The 20,921-nt window shown below is 67.5% G+C and carries 32 protein-coding genes; 1 reads left to right on the top strand and 31 read right to left on the bottom strand.

The genetic code is table 11. From position 1 onward, the window contains the following. Window positions 1-712 precede the first annotated feature (712 nt). Window positions 713-3,742, bottom strand: coding sequence for a tape measure protein (locus tag ACPL7H_RS18320; protein WP_424798187.1), 3,030 nt, complete (start codon window positions 3,740-3,742; stop codon window positions 713-715). 164 nt (window positions 3,743-3,906) lie between these two features. On the opposite strand from ACPL7H_RS18320, the gene ACPL7H_RS18315 reads away from it, so the two are divergent. After that, window positions 3,907-4,125, top strand: a complete 219-nt coding sequence (locus ACPL7H_RS18315; RefSeq protein WP_424798186.1) for a hypothetical protein — start codon at window positions 3,907-3,909, stop codon at window positions 4,123-4,125. On the opposite strand, the gene ACPL7H_RS18310 is transcribed toward ACPL7H_RS18315, so the two are convergent. The 30 genes from ACPL7H_RS18310 to ACPL7H_RS18165 form a co-directional block, all read right to left on the bottom strand. Then, window positions 4,122-4,268 carry a hypothetical protein gene (locus ACPL7H_RS18310; protein ID WP_424798185.1) on the bottom strand — a complete coding sequence of 49 codons (147 nt, stop codon included), beginning with the start codon at window positions 4,266-4,268 and terminating at the stop codon, window positions 4,122-4,124. The two genes, ACPL7H_RS18315 and ACPL7H_RS18310, sit on opposite strands and share 4 nt — an antisense overlap. A gap of 185 nt (window positions 4,269-4,453) precedes the next feature. Further along, entirely contained in the window at window positions 4,454-5,074 is a 621-nt protein-coding gene (locus tag ACPL7H_RS18305) for a hypothetical protein (protein ID WP_424798184.1), read from the bottom strand. A 14-nt stretch (window positions 5,075-5,088) separates the two neighbouring features. Beyond that, a complete protein-coding gene (locus tag ACPL7H_RS18300; RefSeq protein ID WP_424798183.1) occupies window positions 5,089-5,361 on the bottom strand; it encodes a hypothetical protein in 273 nt (90 codons plus the stop codon). Between the two features lie 104 nt (window positions 5,362-5,465). Next, window positions 5,466-5,984 carry a hypothetical protein gene (locus tag ACPL7H_RS18295; RefSeq protein WP_424798182.1) on the bottom strand — a complete coding sequence of 173 codons (519 nt, stop codon included), beginning with the start codon at window positions 5,982-5,984 and terminating at the stop codon, window positions 5,466-5,468. Then, the gene (locus tag ACPL7H_RS18290; RefSeq protein ID WP_424798181.1) at window positions 5,981-6,154 is read right to left on the bottom strand and encodes a hypothetical protein; all 174 of its coding nucleotides are present in this window, start codon (window positions 6,152-6,154) and stop codon (window positions 5,981-5,983) included. Before ACPL7H_RS18290 ends, ACPL7H_RS18295 begins: the two co-directional genes overlap by 4 nt. Window positions 6,155-6,216: 62 nt before the next feature. Next, window positions 6,217-6,627: a hypothetical protein gene (locus tag ACPL7H_RS18285; protein ID WP_424798180.1), complete on the bottom strand. Its 411-nt coding sequence runs from the start codon at window positions 6,625-6,627 to the stop codon at window positions 6,217-6,219. Next, window positions 6,624-6,971, bottom strand: coding sequence for an HK97-gp10 family putative phage morphogenesis protein (locus ACPL7H_RS18280; protein ID WP_424798179.1), 348 nt, complete (start codon window positions 6,969-6,971; stop codon window positions 6,624-6,626). Before ACPL7H_RS18280 ends, ACPL7H_RS18285 begins: the two co-directional genes overlap by 4 nt. A 17-nt stretch (window positions 6,972-6,988) precedes the next feature. Then, window positions 6,989-7,399: a DUF6093 family protein gene (locus tag ACPL7H_RS18275; RefSeq protein ID WP_424798178.1), complete on the bottom strand. Its 411-nt coding sequence runs from the start codon at window positions 7,397-7,399 to the stop codon at window positions 6,989-6,991. Continuing rightward, window positions 7,389-7,817: a hypothetical protein gene (locus tag ACPL7H_RS18270; RefSeq protein ID WP_424798177.1), complete on the bottom strand. Its 429-nt coding sequence runs from the start codon at window positions 7,815-7,817 to the stop codon at window positions 7,389-7,391. The genes ACPL7H_RS18275 and ACPL7H_RS18270 overlap by 11 nt, the downstream gene beginning before the upstream one ends. 21 nt (window positions 7,818-7,838) lie before the next feature. Continuing rightward, on the bottom strand, window positions 7,839-8,156 hold the full coding sequence (locus ACPL7H_RS18265) for a hypothetical protein (RefSeq protein ID WP_424798176.1): 318 nt from the start codon (window positions 8,154-8,156) through the stop codon (window positions 7,839-7,841). 3 nt (window positions 8,157-8,159) lie between these two features. Continuing rightward, on the bottom strand, window positions 8,160-9,110 hold the full coding sequence (locus ACPL7H_RS18260) for a phage major capsid protein (RefSeq protein WP_424798175.1): 951 nt from the start codon (window positions 9,108-9,110) through the stop codon (window positions 8,160-8,162). 67 nt (window positions 9,111-9,177) lie between these two features. Next, window positions 9,178-9,801, bottom strand: a complete 624-nt coding sequence (locus ACPL7H_RS18255; RefSeq protein ID WP_424798174.1) for a hypothetical protein — start codon at window positions 9,799-9,801, stop codon at window positions 9,178-9,180. Window positions 9,802-10,058: 257 nt separating this feature from the next. Then, window positions 10,059-11,117 carry a phage minor head protein gene (locus ACPL7H_RS18250; protein WP_424798173.1) on the bottom strand — a complete coding sequence of 353 codons (1,059 nt, stop codon included), beginning with the start codon at window positions 11,115-11,117 and terminating at the stop codon, window positions 10,059-10,061. Then, window positions 11,095-12,636, bottom strand: coding sequence for a hypothetical protein (locus tag ACPL7H_RS18245; RefSeq protein WP_424798172.1), 1,542 nt, complete (start codon window positions 12,634-12,636; stop codon window positions 11,095-11,097). Before ACPL7H_RS18245 ends, ACPL7H_RS18250 begins: the two co-directional genes overlap by 23 nt. Window positions 12,637-12,650: 14 nt before the next feature. Further along, entirely contained in the window at window positions 12,651-14,114 is a 1,464-nt protein-coding gene (gene terL / locus ACPL7H_RS18240) for a phage terminase large subunit (protein WP_424798171.1), read from the bottom strand. Between the two features lie 10 nt (window positions 14,115-14,124). Continuing rightward, on the bottom strand, window positions 14,125-14,262 hold the full coding sequence (locus tag ACPL7H_RS18235) for a hypothetical protein (protein WP_424798170.1): 138 nt from the start codon (window positions 14,260-14,262) through the stop codon (window positions 14,125-14,127). Between the two features lie 78 nt (window positions 14,263-14,340). Next, window positions 14,341-15,246 (bottom strand): hypothetical protein, encoded by a 906-nt coding sequence (locus ACPL7H_RS18230; protein WP_424798169.1) that lies wholly within the window; start codon window positions 15,244-15,246, stop codon window positions 14,341-14,343. After that, window positions 15,243-15,512 (bottom strand): hypothetical protein, encoded by a 270-nt coding sequence (locus ACPL7H_RS18225; protein ID WP_424798168.1) that lies wholly within the window; start codon window positions 15,510-15,512, stop codon window positions 15,243-15,245. Before ACPL7H_RS18225 ends, ACPL7H_RS18230 begins: the two co-directional genes overlap by 4 nt. Next, window positions 15,509-15,700 (bottom strand): hypothetical protein, encoded by a 192-nt coding sequence (locus tag ACPL7H_RS18220; RefSeq protein WP_424798167.1) that lies wholly within the window; start codon window positions 15,698-15,700, stop codon window positions 15,509-15,511. The genes ACPL7H_RS18225 and ACPL7H_RS18220 overlap by 4 nt, the downstream gene beginning before the upstream one ends. A 119-nt stretch (window positions 15,701-15,819) precedes the next feature. Continuing rightward, entirely contained in the window at window positions 15,820-16,422 is a 603-nt protein-coding gene (locus tag ACPL7H_RS18215) for an HGGxSTG domain-containing protein (protein ID WP_424798166.1), read from the bottom strand. A gap of 96 nt (window positions 16,423-16,518) precedes the next feature. Continuing rightward, window positions 16,519-17,010: a hypothetical protein gene (locus ACPL7H_RS18210; RefSeq protein ID WP_424798165.1), complete on the bottom strand. Its 492-nt coding sequence runs from the start codon at window positions 17,008-17,010 to the stop codon at window positions 16,519-16,521. Between the two features lie 62 nt (window positions 17,011-17,072). Beyond that, a complete protein-coding gene (locus ACPL7H_RS18205) occupies window positions 17,073-17,408 on the bottom strand; it encodes a hypothetical protein (RefSeq protein ID WP_424797754.1) in 336 nt (111 codons plus the stop codon). A gap of 446 nt (window positions 17,409-17,854) precedes the next feature. Beyond that, window positions 17,855-18,241: a hypothetical protein gene (locus ACPL7H_RS18200; protein ID WP_424797753.1), complete on the bottom strand. Its 387-nt coding sequence runs from the start codon at window positions 18,239-18,241 to the stop codon at window positions 17,855-17,857. Then, complete coding sequence (locus ACPL7H_RS18195; RefSeq protein ID WP_424797752.1) at window positions 18,242-18,493, bottom strand: hypothetical protein; 252 nt, start codon at window positions 18,491-18,493, stop codon at window positions 18,242-18,244. Beyond that, window positions 18,490-18,669: a hypothetical protein gene (locus tag ACPL7H_RS18190; protein WP_424797751.1), complete on the bottom strand. Its 180-nt coding sequence runs from the start codon at window positions 18,667-18,669 to the stop codon at window positions 18,490-18,492. Before ACPL7H_RS18190 ends, ACPL7H_RS18195 begins: the two co-directional genes overlap by 4 nt. Continuing rightward, on the bottom strand, window positions 18,666-19,355 hold the full coding sequence (locus tag ACPL7H_RS18185; protein WP_424797750.1) for an HIT family protein: 690 nt from the start codon (window positions 19,353-19,355) through the stop codon (window positions 18,666-18,668). The genes ACPL7H_RS18190 and ACPL7H_RS18185 overlap by 4 nt, the downstream gene beginning before the upstream one ends. Then, window positions 19,355-19,621 carry a hypothetical protein gene (locus ACPL7H_RS18180; protein WP_424797749.1) on the bottom strand — a complete coding sequence of 89 codons (267 nt, stop codon included), beginning with the start codon at window positions 19,619-19,621 and terminating at the stop codon, window positions 19,355-19,357. Before ACPL7H_RS18180 ends, ACPL7H_RS18185 begins: the two co-directional genes overlap by 1 nt. A 3-nt stretch (window positions 19,622-19,624) precedes the next feature. Further along, window positions 19,625-20,188 carry a hypothetical protein gene (locus tag ACPL7H_RS18175; RefSeq protein ID WP_424797748.1) on the bottom strand — a complete coding sequence of 188 codons (564 nt, stop codon included), beginning with the start codon at window positions 20,186-20,188 and terminating at the stop codon, window positions 19,625-19,627. Next, the gene (locus ACPL7H_RS18170) at window positions 20,173-20,511 is read right to left on the bottom strand and encodes a hypothetical protein (protein WP_424797747.1); all 339 of its coding nucleotides are present in this window, start codon (window positions 20,509-20,511) and stop codon (window positions 20,173-20,175) included. Before ACPL7H_RS18170 ends, ACPL7H_RS18175 begins: the two co-directional genes overlap by 16 nt. Further along, window positions 20,508-20,852: a hypothetical protein gene (locus ACPL7H_RS18165; RefSeq protein ID WP_424797746.1), complete on the bottom strand. Its 345-nt coding sequence runs from the start codon at window positions 20,850-20,852 to the stop codon at window positions 20,508-20,510. The genes ACPL7H_RS18170 and ACPL7H_RS18165 overlap by 4 nt, the downstream gene beginning before the upstream one ends. Window positions 20,853-20,921 lie beyond the last annotated feature (69 nt).

Below are 20,921 nucleotides of genomic sequence, written 5' to 3'. Positions count from 1 at the left end.
GATCCGGGCCACACCATGCATCCTGCAGGATCCAACCCGCGCTAGCGCCTGAGTCCGTGATCTCCACAGAAAGCGCCTGCGACCCTGCCGCTACGGCGATATCCCCCCCGACCTGGGAGAGCGTGACGTTCCCGGAGGTAAACAAACCCTCAACGCCATTTTCGAACGAAGGGTTCGCTATCAGGTTGGTCGTGATCACACCAGACACAGGATCACCACCCCCCCGTGAATAATGGGAACCGGACCCCACCCGTGGGCACCGGCAAAGACGCGGAAGCGGCGGAAACGTCGCCATACCGGAACGGGTCATCACACGACCACTGCGCAGCCCACAGGAACCCGCCATGCCCCGACCCAAGCCCAGCCCACCGGCCACGCTCCGGATTCGCCGCGAAACGCAACAACCGCGCCCTCGCCGTCAACGTCCGACCCGCATGCTCAACCGTCAAATCCTCCGGCTCCCCGTCAAAACCCATGTTCCGGTCAAGATGAGCCAACAACTCATCCCGGGCCGTCGAGATGTGCGCGGTGCCCTGCACCAACACATGCCGCGCCTCAGCCCACACCGGCCCCCCGAACACACCATGCCCAGGGCGCGGATCGGTGCGCTGCCTCGGTGAGGGCCGCTCCTCCCACCCGTCCAGGGAATAGATCGTCACCGGGCCGTCCCCACCCCCGATGCTGAGGCCACGCCAATGGATCACCGTACGGCTCACAACGCACCCACCATCTGCCACTTAAACGCGGCCTCAACCTGAGACAAGTCCGCGCCGCCGAGACGCTCCACGTGCACCAGCGGGCCACTGATAGACCGTGGCTGGCCGGTAGGCGCGCTCACGTGCACCACCTGTGGGGCCGCCGGGCGGGCGTGGTACGCAGGGGTCCCACCCTGAGCGAACCCACGAACACCACCCAACGCAGCCCGCAAACCCCCGCCACCACGCGCCCACGCCCGCATCTGCTCCATCGCCGCATGCCCACCGGCGCCGCGAACCTCCGCCGCGGACCACACGTGCTCGTTGTGGCTAAGGCGGGCGGCGATGGAGTCCGACGTCTCCGAACCAGGCCCGAACACCGGGCCGCCCGAAGCGCGCATAAGGTCAGCACCAACCTGCACCCGCTGGTTATTCAACTGTCGGATGCGGGCCTGCGCGGCGGACACGTTCGCGGTCACGTTCACGCTCACCGGATAGGTGGACGCCCACGACCCGAATCCGCGCACTGTGCCGCGAGCGGGGCTGTCGTTGGCGTCAAGGTTGGTGTCGGTGACGTCTTGTTCCCACTCGCCGGTGAGGATGTTGTAACGCAGGTTCGCCCGGGACGGGTCGATGTCCAGGGGGGTGTCGGTGACGTCTTGTTCCCACTGGCCGGTGAGGATGTTGTATCGCAGGTTCGCGCGCGAAGGGTCGATGTCCAACCCGGTGTCGGTGGTGGTGCCCGAGAAGTCGTCCACCACGGTCTCAAAGCCGCTGCGCGCCGGGGTGGTGTCGACGTCGACTTCGATTGGTGCGGGTGGCCCGAACGTCCAGGCGTCGATCTCCTCCTGGATGGTGGTCTCACCCGACCGCAACCGCTCGGCCAGTTCCGCGATCGATTCGTCCCCCATGCCGGCCATCGCGGCGCGGATTAGCGGGATGGACTCGATCAGGGAGGCCGCGAACGCGGTGCCGGCGTCGGCGGACCCGGCTGCCATTAGTTCCTCGAACCGGGACAGTTCCTCATCGGAAGCATCCACCAGAGCAGCGACAAGCGGCGCGCCTTCGGGGCCAAGTTTCGCCAGTTCGTCCAGGGTGCCAGCCGAGACGCGCCCAGCCAGGACGGTCATGTTCGCTTCCCACTCGCGCTGGGCGTCGACCTGGGCCTGCAACTCGTCCAGGTAGTCGGCGATGGCCACCGTGTGGCCGTCGTAGTAGTCCTCCCACGACGCAGACGCCTTGCCGGACTCTTCGGCGGCGGACTGCGCGAGTTCGCGGTTCTTGTCGATCACCGCATCCCACGCACCCAGCGCGTCCACAAACCCAGTGGAGGCGTCGGCGAGGGAGTCAGTCAGGGCCTCGATCGCCTCAGCAGCGGCCAACGCGGCAGGGTCAATCTCCTCCAGGCCGCCGGCGAGTTCACCGGTGCCATCGGCGGCGAGTTCAGACTCTGCTGCCACCCGGGCCAACGCGTCAGCGTACCCGGGCATCAGGGCCATCAATTCTTCGGTCGAGACGCCCTGTGCCTCAGCGGCGGCGGCGATCAACTCGAACTGGGCCGCGGCCAACTCGGCGTTTCCGCCGTCCACCAGTGCGGCAAGGGCGTCACCGGTGGCCTCGAACTGTGCGCGGGCCTCACGGACGGGGTTGTGCACGTTCTGGAACCCTGGGATCACATCGGCAAGACCGGATCCGAGGCGCTCCATCCAGGAGTTCACGTCGTTGCTGGTGAGGACGACGAGTGCGGAGTCGAGGTCCTGGACGGCGCCGCCGAAGGCGAACATGTCGTCCAGGTCGCCGACCTGCTGCATGCGTACCAATGCCAGGCGGACCTCGTCCACGCTGGAGGCTGCGGGGCTGCCGCTGGTGGAGATCTCGGCTAGTTTCCCGACCAGCATGGAGAGTCCGCCGAGGACGGCGGCTCCGACCATGAGGCGGGGAAGCGCCCGGCCCACCCCGCGGATGGCGCCCTGCGCGGTCTGACCGACCTGACCGAGTGCGCCGAGGTTGTTCCACAGGCGCAGGACGCGGGGGTACAGGGTGAGGAAGCCTCCGGCGGCGATGGTCGCGGCGGTACCCAGTCCGAGGATGACGGCGCCGGCGGTCAACACCGGGGTGGGGAGGTCGCGGAGCGTGAACAGGAAGTCAGAGACGCTGTTCATCAGCCCGACGAATAGGCCGCCGCCTTCGGGGTCCACGAACAGGGACATGGCGTTGGCGGACAGGTCCCGGAACGCGGCCAGGACGTCATCGACGGCGCCACGGAACGTGTCGCGCACCAGGTCGCTGCTGCCTTCGAAGTTGGTCATCATGCCCTGAGCGAGGGCATCCAGGGCCGTTTCGGCATCGAGCGCACCGGAGGTGATTTGTTCGCGGATTTCACCGCCGGTCATGCCCATGGCGTCGCCGATCATCTGCGCGGCATCGATACCACGCACACCGAAGCGGCGGAGTTCCTCGGCGGTGATACGGCCCTGGGACTGGATCTGGCCCATGATTTCGGCCAGTTCCAGGAAGTCCTGGTTACTGCCGCCGGCGGCGGCCACACCCTCGGCGAGTGCGTCGATGTACGGGACGACGCGGGAGGTTTCGATACCGAACCCGGTCATGCGGCGTTGCGCCTCGACCAACGTGTCGCGCATCAACCAACTGGTTTGCCCGTACTCGTCCAACCGCGCCATCTGCGCAGCGGCTTCCTCAGTGCTGCCGGTGATGGCGGTCAGGCCCTGGGTGGCGACCTGCCGGAGACTGTTATAGGAGATGCCGGTCTTGCCGATGACCGCGAGCATCCCCGCGCCGGCGGCACCCACACCAAGCAGGGCCGTGCCCACGCTGGTCCACGCCTGCTCGTTGGTGCGAGCGTGCTCGTTCAGCCGCTGGGAGAACGAACGGGCGGCGGTGGTCTGCTGCTGCGTAGACTGCTGGGTCTGCTGGGAGGCTTTCTGCGCGGCGGTGCCCACACTCTCGGTGGCCTGCGCGGCCCGGCCCATGGCCGACTCGTACTGCCCGATATCGGCGCGCAAGATCGCCCGTACTGATCGCTCCACAGGTCCACCTCCGTTCGCAGGTCGTGTGTGGATGAGGCGGGATACGATCAGGGGCCCTGGTTCACCCAAGAAAGGGGCGTGGTCACGTGGGCTTCCTGGGATTTCTGTTCATTTGTGGACTGATAGGCCTCGCCGTCGGGCTCGGCCTAGCGGTGTGGTACGCGGTGAAGACCTCGGATCAGAAAGGCGCGGAGTCCGCACCAGAGCGCCTTGACGCGCTGTTCGACGGGGCCGATCAGGTTGTGTACGAGCACGACATCCGCAAGCCGTCAGTGGCAGATCTGACCGCGGCCGCTCACCGAAACGGGTACCGGCTGGCCCAGACGGTGGCGACAGACAGGTCCGCATGGCAGCGGGCCACCCTGGTCTTCGAGAAGGCCTAACTTTCCGGCCCCTGGTCGGGTTCGGTGCGGGGGTCGTGCAGGTACAGGAACGCCCCCGGCTCCTTCAACTCGGCCTCGTGGTCTTTCTTGCCCTGGTCGAGCGCGGCCTGCCGCCACGCGTGACCAACCCGCGGCTCCCACACGTCCTGCAGGTCACGGTCCAGGCACTCATCGACCCACCCGCCACACCCGCACGAGCACTTGGAGTCTTCAAGGATGGTGAGGGCTTGGGCGGCGATGAGGTCGGTGTGGGTCCAAGTGCCGTCCTGCGACCGGCCCCACCAGTAGGTGACAGGTAGGCGGAGCCGGTCAGCAGTGCGCAGACTGGTTAGCGCCCCCGCCCACGCCGGTTGGCGGAGGACGAGGGCGAGGTAGGGGCCGACACCACGGGCGCCTGGGAGCACGCTTCGAAGAACTTGCCCACCAACGCCCGGTACTGGGCACCACTGGCTTCCTCGAGCATGGCCAGGTGTTCGACGGTGACACCCTCGGGTTGCACGATCGACCGCGCCAACTGGTGGCGGGTGACCTCGGCGGTCTTGTCGTCCTTGGACATGCCCCGGGTCTCGGGCCCGTTCTTGATGTCCTTCTCCACGGTGGTGAGCCAGTCCACGGAGCGGCCTTGGACGCGGAAGGTGACGGTGGAGTCCAGGTAGGCGCGGTACAGGTCGTCCAGGCGGGCGTTGAGGGCTTCCTTGCTGTTGGTGCCGGTGTCTTCGATGCCGTACTCGGCGGCGTCATCAGCCTCAGCCAACTGTAACTGGCGTTCGGTGGCTTCGATGTCAGCGAGCAGGTCGCCGCGTTGGGTGATGTTGATGGACCGCTCGGTGGGGCGGACACCACTAAACCAGGCGCCAAGGTCGAAGTCTGCGGGGGGCGGCAGGTCCGGGGCTTCGGGCGGGGTGGGGGTGTCCGCCGGGGGTGCGTCGTCGATGTGTTCGGTGTTCATGTCAGGTCCAATCGTCAGGTCTCGATCTTCTTGATGGTGGTGGTGGCCTCGTCGTCCGCGTGCTCGCGGACTGGGATGAATACGCGGTGCTTGGCATACTCGACGTCGTTGCCACCGGTCAGGTAGCGGGCACCGTTTTCGTCTAGGTCGAATATCAGCGCGTGCACGCCATTGGGTGCGAACCGGAGTTCGACGACGTTGTTGGGTTCGAACCCGTACTCGCGGATCATCTGGACCCATTGGTCGCGTTCGAGGTATTCAGGGATGCCGTGGATAGTTTTGCTCATTATTTCTTGCCGCCTCTGCGGGTCGATTGTCAGGTCGTGAAGGGCGGTGACCCTGGTGGGGCAGGGACCTGACCACCTGCCCCACCTGGGCGTTCATCCGGCGCTTAGGCGCCGGCGGTCACCTCGGCGCGCAACGACACTTGCCCGGTCACCCTCGCGGGCTGCTGCACCTTCTGGTAACCGGTCAGGTCGGTGGGCTGCTGCGGGTCGTCCAGCACAACGGGGTAGTAGTTGTACGGGTCACCCGCCTCCCACTCCTTCGACGCCGGGGGGCCGATGCGCTCCACCAGGTGCAGGACGACGCCCTTGCCGGTGAACACGTTGTAGGCCACATCCTGCTCAGGGTGGGACTGGCCGGTGTCGTCGAAGTACCGGAACAGCGGCAGCATCACCTCGTAGTTGGAGGCGCCGTAGGAGCCGGTGTTACCGGTGTCTTCCAGGCCCGGTTCGTCGATCGTGTCCGACCCGGTCGGGGACAGCCGGTACGCATTGCGCATGATGGCGCGGGACACCCGCACACCGTCGCCCAGTTCGGTGACGGTGATGGCGTCGATGTCGGCGGGGGCGGTGGAGAGTGCTTCGAGGCGGATGTTGCCTTCGTACAGTGAGCGGACGGCGGTCATGACCGGGCCTCCTTGGTGTCAGCCTTCCCACCGGTGCGGGTGGCGTTGGTGGCGCCCTGTTGGGTGCCGGTGAGGTTGGGGAAGACGTTGTTGTCGAGCCACTTCTTCGGCACCTTGTTGGGCAAGGGCTGCCCGGTGCGTTTGTCCCAGGCGGGGACCATTTTCGCCATGATTCCTCCATGGATCGGGGTGGGTGGTTTCCTGCCCGCCTGGGGCGGGAGGTTCTGTGTGTTCAGGTGTGGGTGCGGAACTGCAACGGCACGAACCACCTGGTGGGGGTGGTGTCGGTGTCGGCCTGGACGGTGACGCCGCCGGTGTCAACCTCGCCCAGCACGCTGCCGGGAAGGACACGCCACCCTTCGAGGCGGCCCCGGACAAGTTGGATCGCCTGCAACGTCCAGGTGGGGTCACCGGAGGCGACGGTCACCCTCGCGTCCCAGGTGAGCCCGCCCTGGGGGTCCGCCTCGAGGTTCCTCGCAGCGTCGGGGGTGTTGCCGGGGACGGGCCACAGCACGGCGTAGGGGAACACCCGCCCGTCGGTATCGGCCGGGGGGCTGCCCGGGACGGTGGAGTCGTACACGTTCACCGTCGACAAGCCTCGGAGGCGATCCAGGGTGGTGGTGTGCAGGCCTGCGGGGGTCATGGGAGGGACCGTTCGATGACTTGGGCCATCGCCGCCTCGAACATGGGGGTGACCCGGTCGAGGGCGGGGAACAAGTACGGTTGCGGGCCCATGCGGCTCGTGCCCATCTCTTGGTAGATGCCGTAGTGGGCGGTGGGGCCGACCTCAGCCTCCAGGCCACGGTTGGTGGTGCTGATGGACGAGCGGAGGAACCCGGTATCCACCGGTGCGGCGCCCTGGGCCTGGGCCTGCAGCATGGTCGCGGTGGCGGCCACGGCGGCCCGGGCGAGGGGCTCGGCACGTGAGCCGGCGGCGCGGAGGTCGGCGGCGAGGGCCTGGAACTCGGAGAAGTCGAAGTCAGCCACAGCCCCCACCCCGCTCTCTACTGGTTGGACAGGTCGAGGTCGGCGTACAGGACACGTTCGATGCCGAGGTCGCCGTACGCGGTGCCGGTCACGGTCAGGGCCTTGCCGACGACGTGGGGGTCGGTCGGGTGTGCGGTGACGGTGACCCGGGCGCCAACGGGCAGGTCGGGGGCGTCGTGGGGCAGCGCGATCTTGTACGGGCGGACCGTGACCGCCTGGCCCGCGGCCTCGCGGGGTTGGGCGCTGTTGCGGACAGCCTGCACCCGCGCCGGCTTATCCGGCCCGTACAGCGGCGGCCCGTCGCCTGGGGTGCCGGGGCCGGTGCCGGGGTCCCAACCGCCGCCCTCATCGTCCCTGACGGTGATGGTGGCGGTGTACGACTCGGCAGCCAACTCCCGCATGCCGGCCAGGTCGGTGTCAGTCAGCATTCGTGGTCACACCATCAAACGCCGACCGTGGGTTCGCCAACGGCGACAGTGGGTTCATTTCGATCACGGTGATGCCGCCATTCTGTGCGGACTTGGCCCTGTACCGATCAGCCAGGGCCATGAAACCGGCGTACCCGGTCCCAGCCCGCCGACGGAAAGCCGACCCCTCACTGGTGAAGGATTCGATACCGCCGGTGTCGGAGGCCATTGATGCCACAGCCTTGGCCTCGAATGCCAGCGCGGCGGCGTGGTTGAGGTCGAACGTCTCTTCGTAGTCCTCATCGACTGGTGCCCGCCCGTCGGCGTCCACGATGCGCGAGACGTCCAGAAAGCCGTCCAGTTCGGGCTCGGTGAGTTCGGGCGGGGTGGTGGCCTTGACGGTCGTTTCCAGCCACGTGAGTGCTTCTGTGCGGTCCATGACCACCACCCCTTCCCGGTGCTACTTCTTGCCCGCGGGCTTCTTGTCGCCCTCGGTCGTGTTGCCCTTGCCGTCCTCAGCCTTCTCGGCCTCGGCCTTGAGTTCGGCGCGGATCTGCTCCTCGAGTTCGGCACGCAGGCTCGCCGCGATCTCCTCGCGGGCCGCCTCCTCGTCAAACGACGTCTCGGCCTTCGCCTTGCGGCGGGGCTTGCCCGGCTTCGAGCCGGACTCGACCTTCCAGCCGAGCGACTCGAGAGCGGTGATGCCGCCGTAGGTGGGCGTGGTGACCTCGAGGGTCTCCTTGCCGCGCTTGAGCGTGACCTTCTTCTGCTCGGCCATGGGTCAGCCCTCCGGGGTGGTCGTGGCCGGGGTGAGCACACCCGCCGGGTAGCGGTTGCCGTCACCGATCCGGGTAAGGGGGTTGGCGATCTGGAAACCGACCCGCATCACCACGCGCATGATCTGCGAGTCCTGCTGCGGGGCGTTGAAGATGACCCGCCCGTCGTCATCGGTGATGACGGCCTGGTCGAGCATCTTGAACGTGATGTCCTGGCGGATACCGACCGCGAACTTCGACCAGTCCGCGGCGATCAGGTCGGCGACCTCGCCCTGCCAGGACCCGTTGACTACCTCATTGAGGGGGTAGCCGTACAGCCCGGACGGGGCGCCGGCGGACAGTGACGGGGTGTAGATCGGCACGCCCTGTTCGGAGCGCAGCCCCACCAGGCGCCACTGCAAGCCCGGGCGGGAGGCGAACCCGTTGACGGCGAACCCGTCCTCGGCCACCTGACCTGCCAGGGCTGCCACGTCCACGCCGTAGTCGGCGCCGGTGCCAGCCTCCACGGTGTTTCCGGCAGCGATCGCGCCGGGGACGATGGCAGTGGGCCAGGAGGTCGGCTTACCGAGCCCCCACACGGCGGCGAGGTCCACCAGTTTGCCGATGGCCTCCACCAGCAGCGGGCGCACCTGATCCCACAGGGGCACGTTGGTGTCGTCCACGACCGCGTCGGGGATCGGCACGAGGGCGGCGACCTCTTCGGCGGTCATGACCACGTTGTCCCAGTCGGACTTGGTGGTCTGCTTCAAACCGGTGTCACCGTTGACCCAGTACGCCTCCGGCAGGGAGGTCAGTACGGGCTGCTTGAGGGTCTTGGAGGACATCGGCACGCGCTGGGCGCGCTCCAGGATCACCGAGGACTTCGGGGTTTCCTGGATGATCTCGTTGGCGACCGGTTCGGGGATGAGTGCCCCGCCGGTGTCGGACCGGCTGATGACGCTGTTGTAGGTGGGCATGGTGGTTCCTTTCACTACGGGATGAGGGGGTGTGCCCCCATGCCCATGTGGCTTGGGGTGCGAGTTGTTACCGCCCAATGGCGGCGCGTAGCCAGTCCTTCTCGGTGCTGGCTGGCGGTGTGCTTGCGGCGGCGTCTCGCACGCCGGGGGTGCCCTGCTGCGCCTGGGTGGCGTAGCGGGGGTGTTCGGTCACGAACGCCTCGATGTGTGCCTTCACGGCCGCGGCGTCGGTCACGTCGATGTTGGTCAGGGAGTCGGTGAAGCGTCGAGAGTCAAGTAGTGCCTCGGTGTCAGCGATGCCTACGCCGTGACGCAGGACGGCGTTCTCGGCGCGCTGTGCGGTCAAGTCGGCGGCCAGTTGCTCGGGGTCGGCGTCGGCGTTCTTGTTGATCCCAAGGGCTTCCAGGACGGCGGTGAGTTGGGACTGAGCCTGTTGACGTTCGTCACGTTCGCGAGCGAGGTCCGCCAGTACCGCATCCTTGGAGCCTTTACCCTTGTCGTCCTTGCCGTTGTCGTCGGCAGGCTTCGGGTCAGACTCGGGCTTGGTGGGCGGCGGGGTTGGCTTGGGCGCCTCAGGTTTGGCTGGGGCGGGCTGTGCGCTGGGTTGGACGAACGTGCCCTGGCTGGTGGGGGTTGCCCCGCCGGGTGCAGGGTCGGTGTTGGTGTCGGTCGGGGTCGGGGTGTCGGCCATCTCGGCTTCCTCCTGGGGTTGGCCCACCAGCCCTCGCGGCTGGCGGGTGGTCTAAAATGGCCAGTCATGGGTGACGACGACGCCAACGACGGCCGCGGTGTGCCCGGTGAGTGTCCGGGGCACCGGTTCGTGCTGGTCGGGTTACAGATCAGCCGGGCGGGGTCTGGGATGACCCATGAATGCGCCTACTGCGGGGCGGTGACGTACCGTGCACCCGGTTGGACCGGACGGCGGGAAACATCGCCCGGCTTGGACGGTTAAGCCGCGGCCGGTGGCCGGGTGGGGACCATGCTGTCTCGCCATCCGTCAGTGGTGCGGCGCCTAGTCCATGCGTCCATGGGGTAGTCCCCGGCCTGCCAGGCGGCGTATCCGTTGTCGCCGAGGATGTCGCGCTGCTGGGACTCAGACAGGCCCGCGAACCACGCTTCGGCGTCCGGGGTGGTGTCGGGTGGGTCGGGGATGCCTTCGAAGCCGAGTTCGGCCCACGTCTTCGTCTTGGGGACGCGGGCGCAGCGGCCTTGTTGGTGGTCGATCGGCCCCGGTTCCTCGATCGGGTGCAGGGTGCCGTGGTTGGCGATGCAGGATCGGCACGTCAGGGGGTCCAGGTGCGCCGTCCACGTCCAACCGGCCAACACCTCCGCGTTAGCCTCGTCGGCCCACCGCTGGGCCGCCCTAGCGGCGTCGAGCAACTCTGTCCGTGCTATCACGAGAGCCCGGTTCGCGCCGCCAAGGAACTGGTCTTCCACGCCGCGCAACATCCGCCGTGCCGCTTGCCTCGGGTTCTCACCCACGGTGATCCCACGCAGGAGTTCGCGGCGGACGGCGGCGGTGGCTTCCGGGCCCAGGGGCAAGGCGGTGGAGGTGATCTGACCGGTGGCGCGTTCAACCATGGCCGCGATCTGGGAGGCGTCTGCGCGGACCAGGGCGGCCCGTAGTTCGGTGCGACGGGTCCCGGTGAGTTGGGTGGCGATCATGTCCACCTCAGCCACAGTCGCGGCCTCCACCACTTGGGCCAGACGGCTGGTGACGGTGAATCCGGTCCGGGCGGCCAAGTCCTCCAACGCTTCACCCATCACGGCCAGGGCGGCTTGGGCGCGGTGGGAGCGGAGGACCTGGGTGCGGGTCACGCGGCCACCTTGTGCGGCCTGGGTGAGTTCCAGGGTCGCGGCGTCAACCTCGGCGGCGACGGCGTCCCAGGCGTTGGACCAGGACTCGACGATGTCCCTGACCGCCTGGTCTTCCACGGTCTGCAGAAACGCGTTGAGTTCACGCTCGACGCGCAGGGTGCGGGCGTTAATCGCCACGGTCGGTCTCATCACGCAACGTGATCGGCTGACCGGACACCTTGATGCCCGCCGGCAGGCCAGCGATACGCGCCGCGTCCTTCGGGTCCACTCCGGCGCGCCGGCCGATACCGAACGCGTCCAACCGCTTCCTAACCTCGTCCGGATCGTCGCCGCGGACGGTGGCGGCGGGGTCGCGGCCCTGCCGGAACGCTTCCACCGCGGCCCTACCGATGCTGGCCTCCTGTTCGGCGATCTTGCCCAGGATGCGTTTGATGTCGTCGGGGTCCTCACCCAACGCCGGCAAGACCTCTTCAAGGGGGTAACCCAGGTCCACGCGCTGTTGGGCCGCTTCGAGTCGTTCGGTGTCGTCCATGGGGGCGGGGTCGGCCCACTCGGGGTACACGTCCGGCACACCAAGGAGGCCCATGAGGTCGGTGATGGCGTGGGTGTTGTCGTCGTGGAAGTCCCTGACGGCGTTGGTGCGACGGTTCGACAACAGCCGCAACGCGGCACCACTGGGGACGTTGCCGACCTCGGGCATGATGTCGGTGGGTGGGATGCCGGCGACGCGGCCGATCTTGGTGACGAACGCCTCCTGGACGGCGATCAACTTGGTGGCGTCCGGTGGGTCCAACTGGGTGAGTGGGCCGGGGCCGCGGATCCCGAGGACGGTTTGTTTCGTCGGGTCGTACTCGAGGCGGGTCTCTTCCGGTGTGCCCGTCCGGGGGTTGATCGTGACTTCCTGCTGGTAGTTCATCAGGGCCCGCAGCGGCCGCGCGAACGATTCACCACCCACGATCAGGTCAGCCACGGACTTGTTGAGCCCGTCCTGCAGTGGGATCACGTCGTGTAGCACCGACCGGCCGTGCCCGCCTTGGGTGGTGGGGCTGTTCGCCAGGTGCACCCACGGCACCCGGCCGCGGTCGTGTTCCAGCACCGGGCCGCCGTCGACGTTGCTCCGGTAGGGCCCCCACGCGTTTTCGTTGGTGGACCACTGCGGCGCGGTGTTGTCGTCGTGGCGGACTTTGGCTTGGGTGACCCAACGCTCCACGGTCGCGTTGTAGTAGACGTTGACGCGGCCGTGATGGTCGGGGGTGACCCAGATCTTCGCGACCCACTCGAACTCGTCCGGGTCGTCCTCGGCGGCCTTGTAGGCGACTTGGGTGGCCTGGTGGTACCAGGGCCGCCACACGCCCCGTTTGTCGGGCCAGGCCAGGATGTACCCGTCACCGGACCGGTGGGCTTCGCGGGCGGCGAGGTTGATTGCCCGCCGCACCTGCACGGCCTCGTCGACTTTCGCGGCCTGGACCACGTTCGTGCCGGCCCACGCGTCGATGCGGATGAGGTCGGTGAAGGAGTGGATCACCGCTGGGCACATGTTCTCCCGGGCGTGTTCCAGGACCCACAGGTAGTCCTTCTTGAACGCCGGGCTGGCGAAGGGGTAGCGGTGGCGGCCTTCGTCGTAGTCGACGTACGTGGAGTATCCGGGGGCCCGTTTGGTGTGGTCTTTGATGGCGGTGATGACGTCGGCGATCGGCAACGGTGTCACCGCCCTTCGGGTGCTTAGTGGAGTGTGGTGATACCGGTCGTGGCGCGACTGTTGTGGTCAATCTTGATGAGCAGTTGGTTGAGCGCCTGGGTCAGGGAATCGACCATGTCGTCGTGAGTGCCGTGGGGGAACTGGGCGGCTTCCTCGATCAGGTCACCAACCCAAGGGGCGAGTTCGGGGGAGGGCAGGTGCACGTTCCCGGCCTCCACCAGCGGGGACACTGCTTGGGCGCGGGCGACTTTGCCGCCTTCGGGGTTGATGGGGATCAGACCGTGCAGGGTGCCGGCCAGGGCGTCCATGACAGCGGGCCCGTTGGCCTTGTCCTCGACGTATTTAGCGACGGCTTGGGGCCACCTGGCGGACATCTCACGCATGCGCTGGGAGGTCTCGGTGAAGCCGAACCGGCCGCGGGTCTGGTCGAGGAGGTAGACGTTCGCGCCGCGCCGTAACCAGATCTGGCCGACGACGTAGTCGGAGGTTTTGGTGTCCTTGAACGCCAGGTCCCACGACTGGATGAGTTCGGTGTCGAGGTCGATGTTCGGGACTAGGCGCGTGCCGTTGGGTTGCTCGAGCCACATGGGGACGTCGTACCTTGCCCAGGCGGTGCGGTCGAACAGTCCACCCTCGTCAGGGGATGGCCGGCCTTGGTACAGGGCTGCCCAGGTTCGGGACCCTGATCGGGTTTTGATCGCGTCCCACTGCTCGGCCGTCCTACCCCGGGCGGAGTGCATGTACTCGCCGGGCTGGCGGCCTAGCGGGTCATTGTCGGTGTCGGCCTGGGCGGGGATGTTCAGGACCTGCCACAGGTGCCCGTCCTGCGCGGCCAGGAGACGGCCGATGAGGTCGTCGTGGTGCCACCTGGTGGCGATGACCACGACGGGTGCGCCGGGGGCTAGGCGGGTGGCGCCGACTTCGGTCCACCAGTCCCACGCGCGTTCCCGGTACGTGGGGGAGTCGGCTTGGGCGCGGTCCTTGATCGGGTCGTCCACGATGAGGAGGTCCACGGCGCGGCCGGTGAGTGCGCCGCCGATGCCGACGGCGTACACGCCGCCTTCGTGGCCGGCGAGTTGCCATTCGTGTTGGGCGGCGAGGTCGTCGCGCACCTTGAGGCCGAGGTCGGGGCCGTGGGTGGTGATGTCGTCACGGATGGTGCGCCCCCACCTGCGGGCGACGCCGTGTTCGTAGGAGGCGATGGCGACACGCAGGTCAGGGTTGCGGGTCAGTGCCCACAGGGGGAAGCGGCGGGAGGCGCGTTGGGACTTGCCTTCCTGGGGTGGCATGGACAGGGCGAGGCGCCCGTCGGGGGTGTTGAAAAGGTCGACGAGGGCGGAGTCGATGAGGTCGAGGGCGGGGGTCGCGACGGTGGTGGGGTCGAGGTGTTTGGCGAGGGCGCCGGGGGTGGGCCAGCGCGGTGGGGGTGGGGGTTCGAACTGGCGGGCGGCGTACTCGGCCCAATCGGTGGGCGCGGTGGTGGTCATCCTCTCCACCTCACTCCTGGCGGACCGTGATGCCCTCCTTCGTGCCGATCGCTACGCCGTGGCCGCAATAGACGACGTCGTCGACCATCTGGCCGGCCATCACGCCACCGAGCGTACACTCGTGAACACCCTCGTCGTGGTCGCTCATGTCGCGATCCTCTCGCGTCCGGGCACGCCCGTATGCAGAAAGCGTGACACTACGAAGCATATACCACACCAGCCACACTCACCCCACCTCCCGCACATTGCGTGTGTCGCTAACGCGGCGGGTAGCCAGGGCTGCGAGGTCCCCGACGTGGTACATCGACCTGCCCCGCTCGTCCCGCCGTCGTTCGATCATGTGGCCGCGCTCCTTCCACTTGCGCCACGTTGGTTTGGGGACGTCGGGGAAGATGAGCCAGGCGTCCTCGAGGGTGACGTACTGCTCGGGCTTGACCTCCGGGAGGGCTTGGAGGGTGGTGCGGTTGACGGTCATCCACCACGACCGGTCACCCCAGGTGATGCCGCACCCAGTGCACCGGTGCATGTCCGACAGGCCGGTGGGCAGGGGTTGGAAGTCCCGGTCGGCCCAGTCCCGGACCACGGTGGCGCCGCAATGCACGCAGGGCCCGTTCTGGCGCTGCGGGAGCAGGTGGGCGATCCTCCTGGCGGCGTGCCTGAGTTGGCGCATGGCGGGCCGGTAGGCGGCCCACTGCGCGGCCTGGGGGTTGTGCGCGGCCCACAGGGTGCGCGCTTTGAGGTGGTCCAGGACGGCCGCGTTGGCGGTGCCACCGGTGCGCTGCGCCCAGGAGCCGGCCCACTCCCACAGCGCTTCGAGGACGTCGGCGGGGTGGGTGATGCCGTCCTTTGGGCCGTCGCCGGCGCCTTCGGTGCGGTCCCGGTCGTACCGGATGGCGGGGACGAGGGAGCGGGGTTGGTGTTGCCAGTGGCCGAGGGCGTCGGCGATGTCGTCCAGTACGCGGTGTTCGTGGCGTAGGCACGGTGGGCAGATGAGGTTGGCGTCCCCGGTGGGGTGTGCGCCTTTTTTGGGGTGGTCGGTGATGACACAGGTGGGTGTGGTCTCTTCGCATTCGGTGCAGTGCCAGACGTCATCGTTGGCTTGTAGCCAGAAGTGGCGGTGGTGGGTGTTCAACGGTCCTCCTGGGGGTTGGTGAAGATGGGGCCAGGCACGACGACGGCGTACTCGGCCTCCCACCCGGCTACAGAATGAGAGTCGCCCTCGCCGAAGACGGAGGTGGAGATGTAGCCAGTGGGGCGGGCGGGCCGTGTTCTCACGACGTGGTAGACGGTGGGGGGCAGGCCGGCGGCGTCTGCGATCCGTTCGGCGGCGGGGTCGAGTTCGGGGACGGTAGGGGCTGTGGCGAAGAACTGGGCGAGAGTTGGGGGTTGATCAGTCACTGGTACTCCTGGTGTAGGTGCTGGACGAGGTCGCCGTCAGGCACGACGTGGCCGTGGCGGCAGGTGAGGGTGCCGTCCGGGTGGGCGGTGAAGTGCGCGGCGGCACGGGCTTGGCGTTGCATTTCGGCCCGGAGTTGCTTCCTGACGTAGGCCATGGCGTCCTGCCAGGTGCGGTGAGGCTTCAACATCCGCTCCGGGTGCGGGTTCGGTGCGATCCGCACTGGCGGGCTCATGGTGACCCAGCACGAATTCCCCCCGAACCGTGCGGCCGCGACGAAGCGTCGAATCTGCCACTTGCGCTGCGTGCTCACTGGCCCTCACCCCCCGCCAGCAACCGCAACTGTTCGGGCACGACCTGCGGCACCAAGGCCCACTGCTCCGCCGACAGGCCCAGGGCTTCGAGGATCGCCCGGACAGCCCCGGCAACGAGGGCCCCTTGGGTCTCAGCCAACCTGACTTGCCGTTCGGCCACACCCGCCTTCAACGCCGCCGTGGCGTACTGCGCGAGACGGTCCTGCGCCGCGTAGAGCATCACGTATGCCACGTTCGGCTTCGCCTCGGCGGTGGTGCCGTAATCATCACCGCCGGACTTCTCCCGGGTGATGCCCCACGTCAGGCTGCTGGGATCCTCGACGGCCAGGGCACGGACCTGCTCACGCCAATACTCGACTTCACCGGCGGTCCAGTGCACCAGGTCCAGGAGCGCCTGGGCGGGGTCCACGTCGCGGGGGGCGCCGAACAACGCCACCGCCCGGGCGGCGGCCTCCTGCTGGCGCCTACGGGCGGCTGCCGCCTTCACCTGGGGTGCGGACCCGCCGTGCATGCGGCAGGTCGTGGCGCCCAGGATCGCCGCGCTGCGGCACCGTTGCCCGGTTCGTGTCTTCGCGGTGCATTGGCGGTCCTCACGCATGGGGTGCCGCCTGGGCGGGTGGTTGCATGAGGTCTGGGTGGTGCAGGTGTGCCCGGTCGCGTCGGTGCTGTCTGGGTTGGGAGGCTGACGGGCGGGTCATGCTGCTGGCTCCTGTTCGAGGGTGTCGGCGGCGTAGACGGCTAGGGCGTATGCCTGCCAGATGTCGGCGCGGAAGCCGTGGAACCATCCCGGGTCTGTCTTGGTGCCTTTGCCGTGGTTGGGGGCGCCTGGGGCGAATCTGTCGACGAGGGCTTGGCGGATGTTGGAGTCTTTGGCGCGGGCGGTGTGGCAGTGGTGGAGTTTGACCGGGTGGCGCTTGATGAGGGCGGCGTGAACGTCCCATTGGCGGATCATCTGGTGGAAGCGGCCGATCCACACGCAGGTCTCGAAAACGTCTGCGCCGACGGCCATGCCGTAAGAGGCGACCATCTCGATGACGGCTTGGTCGAAGTTGAGTGCCCCGAGGCCGATCTCGGCCAGGAGGTCGGGGTTGGTGCTCTTGTCGAATTCCAAGGGCCGGCGGGTGGTGGTGTCGATGACGACCCATCCGGATTCGGTATTGCCGGGATCAATCGCTAGCAGTCTCACTGTGGACACCTCCTTGGTGCTGGCAGCCGTCACAGCCGTGGAATGGGCAGAGGTTGCAGTGGTCAGCCATTGCGCACCTCCTCGAACGTGGCGCCGTCGAGGATGGCTTGCAGTTCCTCACGGACGTAGCGGTAGTCCCAGTTCTCGACCATCAGCCCCACCTGCTCGATAACGCGGTGGACGGTCTCGGTCTCGGCTCGCAGCTCGGCGTAGTCGGCTGCGAACCGCAATCGCTCGGCCCGCAGTTCGGCGCTCTCCTGCTCCAGCGCCACGGCGATGTTGCGGGCACGGTCGCGGTCGGCCAGCGCACCCTGGTAGGCGCTCCAAGTGTCGTCCTCGCAGGCTGTGATCCAATCCAGCGGCGGGGTCTGGCCAGTCGGCGGGTACAGGTCAGTCATGGTGGTCTCCTGCGGCTCTGGTGGGTGCGTCGGTGTAGTCGGCGGGTAGTCCGCGTGGTGCGTCTTGGTGGGTGGTGCCGGGTGGCCATGCTCGAGTGGCGAGATATTCGGCGCGACAGTTAGGGCATGTTCTGGCGCTTGCGTATTCGTGTCCGTAAACGCCGCATCGGGATTCTTTGGGCATTGTCTAAACCTCATTATCTGGGAATTGTTGTTCTCCTGCGCGTTACGTAAGGCAAGATGATCTACCCATGTCTCCCACCTCTTCGTTAGTCCGTCCGTCCGTACGTACGTAGGAGTCGCACCTGGGAGTCCCACCTGGGAGAACCGTTGCAATGGCGCGGATTGTGGGAGCCGGTGTGGGAGCCTGGTTTGGGAGGGTTGCGGGAGGCGCCTGGGAGCGTTCTGGGAGGATTGTGGGAGAGTCTGGGAGGCGGTCGGGAGGGTCACGCGATCCTCGCTTTCCAGCATCCACAGTCCGCTCCGTGGTGCCTTACGCAATTCCCTTTTGCGCTAGCCCGCTTTTTGTCTTGATGAATCTGCGTGGCCACTGCTGACACTTGTTGCCGGTCTGCGAAATTGCGCACCGTCCACCCTTTCGGGTTAGGGTCCACTAATCCCGCGTCCACCATTGTTTCCATATCCCGCTTACTCGCGTGGACGAACGGCAGTGCAGCGAACGGAATGTGCCCGTCCGTGCCATTGCCGACGCTGTAGGCGATGCAGCAAATGTAGGAGAAGGCGATAGCGCGCCCGTCCTCATACCCCAGCAGGTCGAGGATCTTGTCGTGAGAGGCGATATTGGTGTCGAGCCGCGCCCACTGGAGGGCCATTTACGCCACCGCCTTCGCCCTCGGCGGGGCCGGCGTGGCGAGCGCTGTGACAAGGCGGTTGAGGTAGAACGCGGCGCGGTCGTTTTGGTCGCCGAGTTGCAGCCAGGCCCATTGTTTGCCGGTGGCGATTTCGGCTATGTCGGTGGCGATCTTGGCGGCGTTTTCGTGGTCTACGACCTGGGCGCCGGTGCTGTAGTGGTAGGCCACCAGATCGCCGTCTGGTCGTCGGTAGAGCGTGACTCGGGATGTCATTGCCGCCTCCATTCGGGGTCGTCTGCGCGGATGAGTTGTGAGGGCCGGTACCACTGCCCGGCGACTTTCAGCAGCCGCACGTAGGGCGAGTTCTGCACGGCTTCGACGGTGCCGACTTGGCCGGTGTGGCGGATGATGACGGTGGTTTTGTGGTGTATGCGGTCGTGGTGTTTCATGCCTGCCCCCCGCCGTGGTGGAGCCGGGCGAGCGCGGCGAGGGCCAGCGCGTCCTCGTCGGTCGCGGTGGTCGCCTCGGCGCGGGCAGCGGCCTGTTGGGGCGTCCACGGCAGTGGCAGCCCATCATCGGCGCGCCGTGGCACGTAGTGGACGTGGACGTGCTCGACGGTCTGTGTCGCGGCTGGGCCGGACGAGGTGATGAGGTTGAAGTCCTCGCCGCGATCCTCAGCGTGCCGCACTGCCGAACGCATCGCTTCGGCAACCGCGTCAGCGTCCGGGTGCTTGGTGTGCCACTGTGGCACGAACAGCATGTGGCCCGGCGTGACGGGATTGAGCGGCTCGAAGTGGACGACAGTGGGGGCGCCACAGTCGTCGCGGTGGTCGCCTCGCTGGATGCGGTCGCAGAACGGACACTCGGTGAGGGCGTCGTCGGTGACGGACGGGCGGGACGACTCACCGGGCACGTACAGCACCGTGACCGGCAGCAGCGGCTCTACGCGCTGGACCGCGGCGGGCAGGTACCAGGCACCCGTGTGGACGCTGCGCTGCATGACCGCGATACCGGGAGGGTCCACATCGCTGTCGTGCAGGACAACGCTTCCGACCGGTAGCGCGTCGATCTGCTCGGCGGTGGTCAGGGTGTCCCCCACTTGCGGGGTGACGGACGGGCGGTCAGCGGCGGTCATCAGTCCTCCTCCCACGTGCGCGTCCAGCCGGGGAACAGGTCTGTGCAGTCCCTGGTCTCTCCGTGCACTTCGACGTGCGGGCCGTAGTAGGAGAGGCCGTCTGGGGCCATGACGACCCAGAAGAATTCGTGACGGCGGCGGTGGTGGAAGCACCAGCGGTCGCCCATGGACTCCCGGGAGTGCTCCTTCATGCGGGTGCCCGACATGGCGAACCCGTCGCCACTCGTGCACCAGTCGGCCCACCGCTCGGTGGTCTCAGCGGTCATTGGTCAGTTCTCCTTGGTGGTGTCGGTGGGGGCCGCCGAGAGGACGGCACGGACTTCGCCGGTGAGGACCTTCGTGTTGCCGCGCAGGGGCAGGCCCCACTCCTCCGACCGGCGGCGGTCGGTCTCATCGAGGAAGGCTTCGACGGCGGTGAGGCGGGCGGCGAGGGCGTCGCGCTGGTGCCGGTACTCCACGCCTCGCGCGGCGAGCCGGTCGGCTGTGTCGTTGGGGTCGATGCCGAGCAGATCCTCCAGGTGGTCCGGCTCCCGGTACGGCTCGTCGGACGCCTCGGCAATGATCTGTGCGACGTCGGCCCGCAGTGAGTCAACCAGCGACTTATGTTCGGCTTCAACGGCGGTGAGGCGGGCGTGGTACCGGTTGGCCTTCTCCCGCCAAGTCTCGGCGCGCTCATCCTGCTCTTGGAGCGCCCAGAGGTTGGTACGGAGCCGCTCGATCTCGCTAATGGCCTTCTGTAGGTCGTCGTTGGCTTGGTGCCAGCGGGCCTTCCAGTGGCGCTCGGCGGATGCGTAGCCGTCTTTGAAGCGGTCGCCGGTCACTGGTCGGTCCATTCGTCCATGTGGGCGAAGATGCGGGCGAGGGCGAGCATTTTGCGGCCAGGGCGGTCATACGTGGCGGAGTGCTCCCAGTGGCGCCCCGTGGTGCCCCATGCGACGTGGCGGCGGGTGATGGTGGGCTTGCCGTCGCGGGCGGTAAATGCCTCCAGGTCAGCCACGCTGCGCAGGGTGACGGTGGCGATGGGGTCGGGGTCGGCGTGGTGGCCTTTGATGTGCACTTCCAGGGGGTCGAGTTCGGCGGCGTCGAGGATGGTCTGCACCTCGGCCTGGGCTCGGGCGGTGGTGCGGTCGCCGGTGAATAAGTCGGGGGCGGTCACGTCGTTGTTCCTTCCTTGATGGCCTCGACGTCGAGGCCAAGTTCGCGGCCCCTGTCCATGGCGAGGGCTAGGGCTTGGGTGTCGCCGTTGCGTGCTTGGTAGGTGATGTGGCTGGTGACGAGGGTCTGGGCGAGGCACTTGTCGCCGTAGATGGGGTGCTCGCCCTGGGGGAAGCCGCCGATGCGCAGGCTGATGGGGTCGTAGCCGTGGTTGATGCTCAGCAGGTACCCGTTGGGCTCGGTCGTCCCGCACGAAGGGCACTCGGCGGGCTGTCGTTGGGTCTTGCGTTCTTGCTCGCGGCGGTCGTATTCGCCGAAGAGGTCGGGCTGCACCGCGCTCATGCCGGTACGCTCGCGATCCACACGAGTGCGTAGATGACGGCGACCCAGGCCAGGACACCGAGCGAGCCG

This window comes from Pseudactinotalea sp. Z1732 (genome assembly GCF_049724975.1).
Taxonomy (GTDB): Bacteria; Actinomycetota; Actinomycetes; order Actinomycetales; family Beutenbergiaceae; genus CALKWS01.
Note: the sequence above shows the minus strand (reverse complement) of the source record. Positions and strands in the feature narration are given on the sequence as shown.

Excerpts from the sequence above, each read along its gene's own strand:
- ACPL7H_RS18305 (WP_424798184.1), bottom strand. The coding sequence starts at position 5,074 with ATGAACACCGAACACATCGACGACGCACCCCCGGCGGACACCCCCACC.
- ACPL7H_RS18300 (WP_424798183.1), bottom strand. The coding sequence starts at position 5,361 with ATGAGCAAAACTATCCACGGCATCCCTGAATACCTCGAACGCGACCAA.
- ACPL7H_RS18295 (WP_424798182.1), bottom strand. The coding sequence starts at position 5,984 with ATGACCGCCGTCCGCTCACTGTACGAAGGCAACATCCGCCTCGAAGCA.
- ACPL7H_RS18290 (WP_424798181.1), bottom strand. The coding sequence starts at position 6,154 with ATGGCGAAAATGGTCCCCGCCTGGGACAAACGCACCGGGCAGCCCTTG.
- ACPL7H_RS18285 (WP_424798180.1), bottom strand. The coding sequence starts at position 6,627 with ATGACCCCCGCAGGCCTGCACACCACCACCCTGGATCGCCTCCGAGGC.
- ACPL7H_RS18275 (WP_424798178.1), bottom strand. The coding sequence starts at position 7,399 with ATGCTGACTGACACCGACCTGGCCGGCATGCGGGAGTTGGCTGCCGAG.
- ACPL7H_RS18270 (WP_424798177.1), bottom strand. The coding sequence starts at position 7,817 with ATGGACCGCACAGAAGCACTCACGTGGCTGGAAACGACCGTCAAGGCC.
- ACPL7H_RS18265 (WP_424798176.1), bottom strand. The coding sequence starts at position 8,156 with ATGGCCGAGCAGAAGAAGGTCACGCTCAAGCGCGGCAAGGAGACCCTC.
- ACPL7H_RS18260 (WP_424798175.1), bottom strand. The coding sequence starts at position 9,110 with ATGCCCACCTACAACAGCGTCATCAGCCGGTCCGACACCGGCGGGGCA.
- ACPL7H_RS18255 (WP_424798174.1), bottom strand. The coding sequence starts at position 9,801 with ATGGCCGACACCCCGACCCCGACCGACACCAACACCGACCCTGCACCC.
- ACPL7H_RS18250 (WP_424798173.1), bottom strand. The coding sequence starts at position 11,117 with ATGAGACCGACCGTGGCGATTAACGCCCGCACCCTGCGCGTCGAGCGT.
- terL (WP_424798171.1), bottom strand. The coding sequence starts at position 14,114 with ATGACCACCACCGCGCCCACCGATTGGGCCGAGTACGCCGCCCGCCAG.
- ACPL7H_RS18235 (WP_424798170.1), bottom strand. The coding sequence starts at position 14,262 with ATGAGCGACCACGACGAGGGTGTTCACGAGTGTACGCTCGGTGGCGTG.
- ACPL7H_RS18220 (WP_424798167.1), bottom strand. The coding sequence starts at position 15,700 with ATGTTGAAGCCTCACCGCACCTGGCAGGACGCCATGGCCTACGTCAGG.
- ACPL7H_RS18215 (WP_424798166.1), bottom strand. The coding sequence starts at position 16,422 with ATGCGTGAGGACCGCCAATGCACCGCGAAGACACGAACCGGGCAACGG.
- ACPL7H_RS18205 (WP_424797754.1), bottom strand. The coding sequence starts at position 17,408 with ATGACTGACCTGTACCCGCCGACTGGCCAGACCCCGCCGCTGGATTGG.
- ACPL7H_RS18200 (WP_424797753.1), bottom strand. The coding sequence starts at position 18,241 with ATGGCCCTCCAGTGGGCGCGGCTCGACACCAATATCGCCTCTCACGAC.
- ACPL7H_RS18195 (WP_424797752.1), bottom strand. The coding sequence starts at position 18,493 with ATGACATCCCGAGTCACGCTCTACCGACGACCAGACGGCGATCTGGTG.
- ACPL7H_RS18190 (WP_424797751.1), bottom strand. The coding sequence starts at position 18,669 with ATGAAACACCACGACCGCATACACCACAAAACCACCGTCATCATCCGC.
- ACPL7H_RS18185 (WP_424797750.1), bottom strand. The coding sequence starts at position 19,355 with ATGACCGCCGCTGACCGCCCGTCCGTCACCCCGCAAGTGGGGGACACC.
- ACPL7H_RS18180 (WP_424797749.1), bottom strand. The coding sequence starts at position 19,621 with ATGACCGCTGAGACCACCGAGCGGTGGGCCGACTGGTGCACGAGTGGC.
- ACPL7H_RS18175 (WP_424797748.1), bottom strand. The coding sequence starts at position 20,188 with ATGGACCGACCAGTGACCGGCGACCGCTTCAAAGACGGCTACGCATCC.
- ACPL7H_RS18165 (WP_424797746.1), bottom strand. The coding sequence starts at position 20,852 with ATGAGCGCGGTGCAGCCCGACCTCTTCGGCGAATACGACCGCCGCGAG.